Origin of the sequence: Lederbergia graminis (assembly GCF_042655485.1) — a bacterium.
Lineage (GTDB): Bacteria > Bacillota > Bacilli > Bacillales > Bacillaceae_C > Lederbergia > Lederbergia graminis.
Genome location: NZ_JBHSMC010000005.1, coordinates 158,215 through 164,365, shown reverse-complemented (window position 1 = coordinate 164,365; position 6,151 = coordinate 158,215). Strand labels below are relative to the sequence as shown.

At 37.2% G+C, this 6,151-nt stretch carries 5 protein-coding genes and 1 other annotated feature; of the genes, 4 read left to right on the top strand and 1 reads right to left on the bottom strand.

Features of this window, described 5'->3' with window-relative positions:
* Positions 1 to 547: 547 nt before the first annotated feature.
* Positions 548 to 1,123: a tRNA 5-(aminomethyl)-2-thiouridylate-methyltransferase MnmM gene (mnmM, locus tag ACFPM4_RS06955; protein ID WP_382349417.1), complete on the bottom strand. Its 576-nt coding sequence runs from the start codon at positions 1,121 to 1,123 to the stop codon at positions 548 to 550.
* Positions 1,124 to 1,242: 119 nt separating this feature from the next.
* Here mnmM and ACFPM4_RS06950 point away from each other — a divergent pair, with 119 nt between their 5' ends.
* From ACFPM4_RS06950 to ACFPM4_RS06935, 4 genes are all read left to right on the top strand, one after another.
* Positions 1,243 to 1,533 (top strand): YtzC family protein, encoded by a 291-nt coding sequence (locus ACFPM4_RS06950; protein WP_144921183.1) that lies wholly within the window; start codon positions 1,243 to 1,245, stop codon positions 1,531 to 1,533.
* A 141-nt stretch (positions 1,534 to 1,674) separates the two neighbouring features.
* Positions 1,675 to 2,871, top strand: a complete 1,197-nt coding sequence (locus ACFPM4_RS06945) for an MDR family MFS transporter (protein ID WP_382349416.1) — start codon at positions 1,675 to 1,677, stop codon at positions 2,869 to 2,871.
* Positions 2,872 to 3,014: 143 nt separating this feature from the next.
* Positions 3,015 to 3,244: a binding site (T-box leader), on the top strand.
* 58 nt (positions 3,245 to 3,302) lie between these two features.
* A complete protein-coding gene (gene leuS, locus ACFPM4_RS06940; RefSeq protein WP_382349414.1) occupies positions 3,303 to 5,720 on the top strand; it encodes a leucine--tRNA ligase in 2,418 nt (805 codons plus the stop codon).
* Between the two features lie 17 nt (positions 5,721 to 5,737).
* The gene (locus ACFPM4_RS06935) at positions 5,738 to 6,046 is read left to right on the top strand and encodes a rhodanese-like domain-containing protein (RefSeq protein WP_382349411.1); all 309 of its coding nucleotides are present in this window, start codon (positions 5,738 to 5,740) and stop codon (positions 6,044 to 6,046) included.
* Positions 6,047 to 6,151: the final 105 nt, after the last annotated feature.

Below are 6,151 nucleotides of genomic sequence, written 5' to 3'. Positions count from 1 at the left end.
AAAAATCTAAATTGCTGAGGTTTATTTCCTATGCCAAAAATTTATATTGTATAATAATTAAATGTTAAATTTACACTTGACTAATCGTAGGAAAGAGGCTGGGACTGAGGGATATGGATGCAAATAAAAACCGAACTATAACTTGATTTTAAAACAAGATAGTTCGGTGACCATTTTTCAATTACAAAAATTTTATAGTTACCAGCGGAGGAAATACACGAAGACTCCTGCGGGAATAAAGGCCTCGATGAGACCCCGCAGACAGAAAAGCGAAGGCGACTGATCAGCGGCGTACGAACGGGAGCCAATCCTGTACTGAGATAAAGGAAACACGGCGAGGAAAGAGCCGATGTTGACTTATCGTAGGGAAAGGATTGGATCGTTCGCTAGCCGCTAGGAGCCTAAGCTAGACAGGCGTTTAGCGCCGAGGAGGCTCATTAGCCGCCCGCGGAAAGCGAAGTGTATTTCCGAAGCGGTTTAACTACTCTAGCATCATTATGTTTTGTCTCAACCTTTTCTTTTGATATATATTTTTTAATCCTTGCCTCTATTTTTTCCTTTCTATCGCAATGATAAAGGGTGGATTGTTTTTTTGATTTATAAAATTATATTGGAGAACATTAAATTTGTCTTGTCTTAATGAAGCTGTATAACTTAACAATGCGTCCCTTTCCAAGGAACCTCCTGGATGACCATGGTATATAACGAGTACAATAATACCGCCTACAGTTATTACATCAAGAAATTGTTCAACTGCTGCAATGGTAGTTTCTGGTAGTGTCACAATCGATTTATCTCCACGTGGTAAATAGCCGAGATTAAAGATTACACCGCTAATTTTAAAATAATCTTCTTCAGGGATTATGTCTAAAGCATTCTCATGTCCTGTTTGAAAAAGAGTTACTCGATTCATTAGTCCATGTGCTGTAAGGAGGGTCTCAGTTTCCTTAATTGCATCCGCTTGAATATCAAAACCGTATACATGTCCATTTTCTCCAACTAATTCAGCAAGAAACTTAGTATCGTGTCCATTTCCAACGGTTGCATCTATTGCTACATCACCCTTCTGTACTGATTTTTGTAGGGAGGTTCGTGCAAATGTTAATATGTTTTCTAAGTTCATCTATCATCATCTCCTCTACGGTTTCAAAAAAATTCTAACATAGCAATTGTCATTTGGGAACAAACTACTATTAGGGTTCATTCCCTAATAGGAAATCTGGTCGAAGGGGAGGATTTTACATGGCAACGCGCCAATCAATTGAAGATTGTATTAATCGTTGTGAATCGGCTATTCTCTTTGCTAGAGAGCAATATAATGAAGCGATGAAGCAAGAGCATTACTATGACATTGAGTTCAGTGAAGCTCAACAAGGGTTAGAGACTGCTGTAATGGAAATCGAAAAACTACTCGATAGCTCTAACGCGCAACAACGTGAACAACTTCATCGACAACGTGTTAAGGTGCAACAGTTGCAAAATGAAATGATTCTCCAAAACCATGATCATCCCTTATACAGCACATGGCAATAAAATAATGTGCTAAAATCAGGCACTTTAGATAATCCTAAAGTGCCTGATTTACCTGAATTTATTTTTAAATTGCACCTACCACATTTACATACTAGAATTAGTTTAGTCAAACGAAATAAATTGTGGGTAGGTGTTAATATAATGCCAAAAGCTCTATGGTTACTTATTATTGGGATGCTAGTAAATGTTACTGGAGCATCTTTTTTATGGCCTTTAAATGCTATTTATATACATGATCACTTAGGTAAAGCCTTATCTGTAGCTGGCATTGTATTAATGTTAAATTCAGGTGCAAGTGTCATAGGTAATTTATGTGGAGGCTTTTTATACGATAAATTAGGTGGCTATCGTTCCATCTTACTTGGAATTATCATTTCTGTTTTATCATTAGCTGGAATGACAATATGGCATGGTTGGCCACATTATGTGATATTCCTCATTTTTCTTGGACTAGGAAGTGGGATTGTTTTTCCGTCTATGTTCGCAATGGCGGGATTTGTTTGGAAAGAAGGGGGAAGGAAAGCTTTTAATGCGATTTACGTAGCACAAAATGCTGGAGTTGCTATTGGATCTGCATTAGGAGGATTTGTAGCTTCGTTTTCCTTCGATTATATTTTCCTCGCTAATTTATTCATGTATATAGCTTTTCTATTCATTGCTTTCTTTGGTTATAAAAATATCGCACCAAAGCAACTTTCTCAAACGAACGTTTTGGAGCAACTGAAACCAATCCGCAATAAGAAAAAAATAATAGCACTTGTTATTATTTGTGTCGCTTATTTCTTAGGTTGGGTTGCGTATGTGCAATGGCAAGCAACAATTTCAACCTATACACAAGAAATAAACATTACATTAAAACAATACAGTATGCTATGGACTGTGAACGGAGCGCTAATTGTTTTTGCACAACCCTTGTTACAACGTATTCTGAAGAGATTTGAAGATAATTTGAAAGGTCAAATGTTTGTAGGCTTCAGTATTTTCATCATTTCATTTGGAGTAGTTGGATCATCTTCTAACTTTAAAGGATTCCTTGCTGCTATGATTATCTTAACAATTGGAGAGATGCTAGTTTGGCCAGTCATTCCAACGATTGCAAATAAACTAGCACCTAAAGGCAGAGAAGGTTTTTATCAAGGAATAGTAAACAGTACAGCTACTGGTGGTAGAATGGTTGGACCACTTTTTGGTGGAATTCTTGTAGATATGTACGGAATGAACATGCTATTTAGCATTATTATAGGATTATTATTCTTGTCACTTATTTTATCTGCTCTTTATGATCAACCGTTAAAAGCCACAAATAAGGAGAAAGAAACTAGTGAAGTTGTGTTATAACATGTTCTCCTAAAGTTGCTCATTTAAAGCGGGCAGTCCAATAATTAGTGTATGCTGAAATTACCTTCGTCACTTTTTGTCATATTATACTTGAAACAGAGTATAAATTTGATTACAATTGGTAATATCTGAATTGTATATAGATTGAAACGTATAACGAAGGAGTAGTAGTGATTTTAAATTGTTTAGAGAGTTGGCGGTAGGTGCAAGCCAATCAGTTTATATCATGAACTCGCCTTCTTAGTTGCATAAGTGAACAGATTTTCTAATCTTAGTAATGTATGCCGTAATCCGCGTTAAGGACGAACAAAGTGAATGCAGTTGTGCATTAATGTGGGTGGTACCGCGGGAGATATAACCTCTCGTCCCAAGAATTAATCGTTCTTGGGATGAGAGGTTTTCTGTATATATAGAGTCAGGAGGAAATGGAAATGAGTTTTAACCATAAGGTTATTGAGAAAAAGTGGCAAGATTTTTGGGAAGTAAATAAAACATTTAAAACGGATGCTTATGGTGATGGAGAAAAGTATTATGCATTAGATATGTTTCCATACCCATCAGGAGCTGGACTCCATGTAGGTCATCCAGAAGGATATACAGCAACGGATATATTATCGCGCATGAAAAGAATGCAAGGATATAATGTCTTACATCCAATGGGATGGGATGCATTTGGATTACCAGCAGAGCAATATGCGCTAGATACTGGTAATGATCCAGCTGAATTTACACAAAAAAATATCGAAACTTTCAAAAGACAAATTAAAGGATTAGGTTTTTCTTATGATTGGGATCGAGAAATTAACACTACTGACCCAAATTACTATAAATGGACACAATGGATTTTCTTGAAGCTATTTGAAAAAGGACTTGCATATGTCGACGAAGTGGCTGTGAACTGGTGTCCGGCATTAGGAACGGTATTAGCGAATGAAGAAGTAATTGATGGTAAGAGTGAACGTGGAGGACATCCAGTTGAACGTCGTCCGATGAAACAATGGATGCTTAAAATCACGGCTTATGCAGACCGTTTATTGGATGATTTAGAAGAGTTGGATTGGCCAGAAAGTATTAAAGATATGCAACGAAATTGGATTGGTCGCTCTGAAGGAGCAGAGGTTACTTTCGGAATCGATGGTCATGATGAAGCATTTACTGTATTTACAACTCGTCCTGATACTCTATTCGGTGCAACGTATGCTGTTTTAGCACCAGAGCATCCATTCGTTAACAAAATCACTACTTCTGAACAAAGTGAAGCAGTTCAACGTTATTTAGATAGTATTAAATCAAAGAGTGATTTAGAAAGAACAGATCTTGCAAAAGAAAAAACAGGTGTATTTACAGGTGCTTATGCTGTTAATCCTGTTAACGGCAAGAAAATCCCTATTTGGATTGCAGATTATGTACTAATGTCCTATGGTACGGGAGCAATAATGGCTGTACCAGCACATGACGAGCGTGACTATGAATTTGCAAAGACATTCGGTTTAGATATTGTCGAAGTAGTAGCGGGAGGTAATATTGAAGAATCCGCTTATACTGGTGATGGTAAGCATGTGAATTCTGACTTCCTAGATGGCCTAAACAAGGAAGAGGCTATTACAAAAATGATAGAGTGGCTTGAGAAAGAAGGAGTAGGTACGAAGAAAGTAACGTATCGCCTTCGTGACTGGCTATTTAGTCGTCAACGTTATTGGGGAGAGCCTATTCCAGTTATTCATTGGGAAGACGGCACAATGACTGGTGTTCCAGAAGAGGAACTTCCACTTTTACTTCCAGTAACAGATGAAATTAAACCTTCAGGTACAGGTGAATCTCCTTTAGCTAATATTCAAGAATGGCTTCATGTGGTTGACCCTGTTACAGGTAAAAAGGGACGCCGTGAAACAAATACAATGCCACAGTGGGCAGGAAGCTGCTGGTATTACTTACGATATATTGATCCTCACAACAATGACGCACTAGCTTCTGATGAACTATTGAAAAAATGGCTACCTGTAGATATTTATATTGGGGGAGCGGAGCATGCTGTTCTTCACTTATTATATGCTCGTTTCTGGCATAAGTTTTTATATGATATTGGGGTAGTGCCAACGAAAGAGCCATTCCAAAAGCTATTCAACCAAGGAATGATTCTTGGTGAAGGTAATGAGAAGATGAGTAAATCGAAAGGAAATGTAGTAAATCCGGACGATATTATGGAAAGTCATGGTGCCGATACACTTCGTCTATATGAAATGTTTATGGGACCACTAGATGCATCTATTGCATGGTCAACTAATGGTTTAGATGGTTCACGTCGTTTCCTTGACCGTGTTTGGAGATTATTTGTAAATGAAGAAGATGGAACACTTTCAAGTAAAATCACTCAAGATGGTGGAAAGGAAATAGAAAAAGTCTATCATCAAACAGTGAAAAAAGTGACGCTTGATTATGAAAATCTTCATTTTAATACTGCGATTTCTCAATTGATGGTATTTATCAACGAGGGATACAAAGTAGATAAAATACGTCAAGAATACGTAGAAGGTTTTGTGAAACTACTTGCTCCTATTTGTCCACATATTGCCGAAGAGCTGTGGGAGAAGCTAGGTCATACAGAATCAATTACTTATGCAAAGTGGCCAGAATATGATGAAGCAAAATTAATAGACAATGAAGTTGAAATCGTTGTTCAATTAAACGGAAAAGTTCGTTCAAAATTAATGGTTGCCCGTGATGTATCACGTGAACAACTGGAGGAACTTGCAATGAATGACGAGAAGATTAAAGAAATGGTTGCAGGTAAAACGATACGAAAAGTTATCGCTGTTCCAGGGAAACTTGTTAATATCGTTGCTAACTAAAATCAGGAGGATTATATATGCCAGAGTTTAAGTCAATAACTCCTAAAGAAGTAGAAAACCGTCTAGATGCTGGAGAGACTTTACACATCATTGATGTTCGTGAAGATGAGGAAGTTGCAGAGGGAATGATTCCTGGTGCAGTTCATATAAGAATGGGAGCAATTCCAGAACATATGGATCAATTAGATGAAACAGTTGAATATATTATTGTTTGCCGTTCCGGTGGTCGCAGTGGTCGAGTATGTGAATATTTACATGCACAAGGCTTTGATGTAACGAATATGGATGGTGGCATGTTGAAATGGACAGGAGAAATTGAAGTATAATGAACGTTGCAGCTATTCTCATGAGATTTATGAGAATAGCTGTTTTTTTTTATAAATATTTTCTGAATAGTATAAAAGAGTCTGATGGTGGTGATAATTGCTAAT

What these genes read in the sequence shown, in the direction of transcription:
- mnmM (WP_382349417.1), bottom strand. Translation starts at nt 1,123, where the DNA reads ATGAACTTAGAAAACATATTAACATTTGCACGAACCTCCCTACAAAAA.
- ACFPM4_RS06950 (WP_144921183.1), top strand. Translation starts at nt 1,243, where the DNA reads ATGGCAACGCGCCAATCAATTGAAGATTGTATTAATCGTTGTGAATCG.
- ACFPM4_RS06945 (WP_382349416.1), top strand. Translation starts at nt 1,675, where the DNA reads ATGCCAAAAGCTCTATGGTTACTTATTATTGGGATGCTAGTAAATGTT.
- leuS (WP_382349414.1), top strand. Translation starts at nt 3,303, where the DNA reads ATGAGTTTTAACCATAAGGTTATTGAGAAAAAGTGGCAAGATTTTTGG.
- ACFPM4_RS06935 (WP_382349411.1), top strand. Translation starts at nt 5,738, where the DNA reads ATGCCAGAGTTTAAGTCAATAACTCCTAAAGAAGTAGAAAACCGTCTA.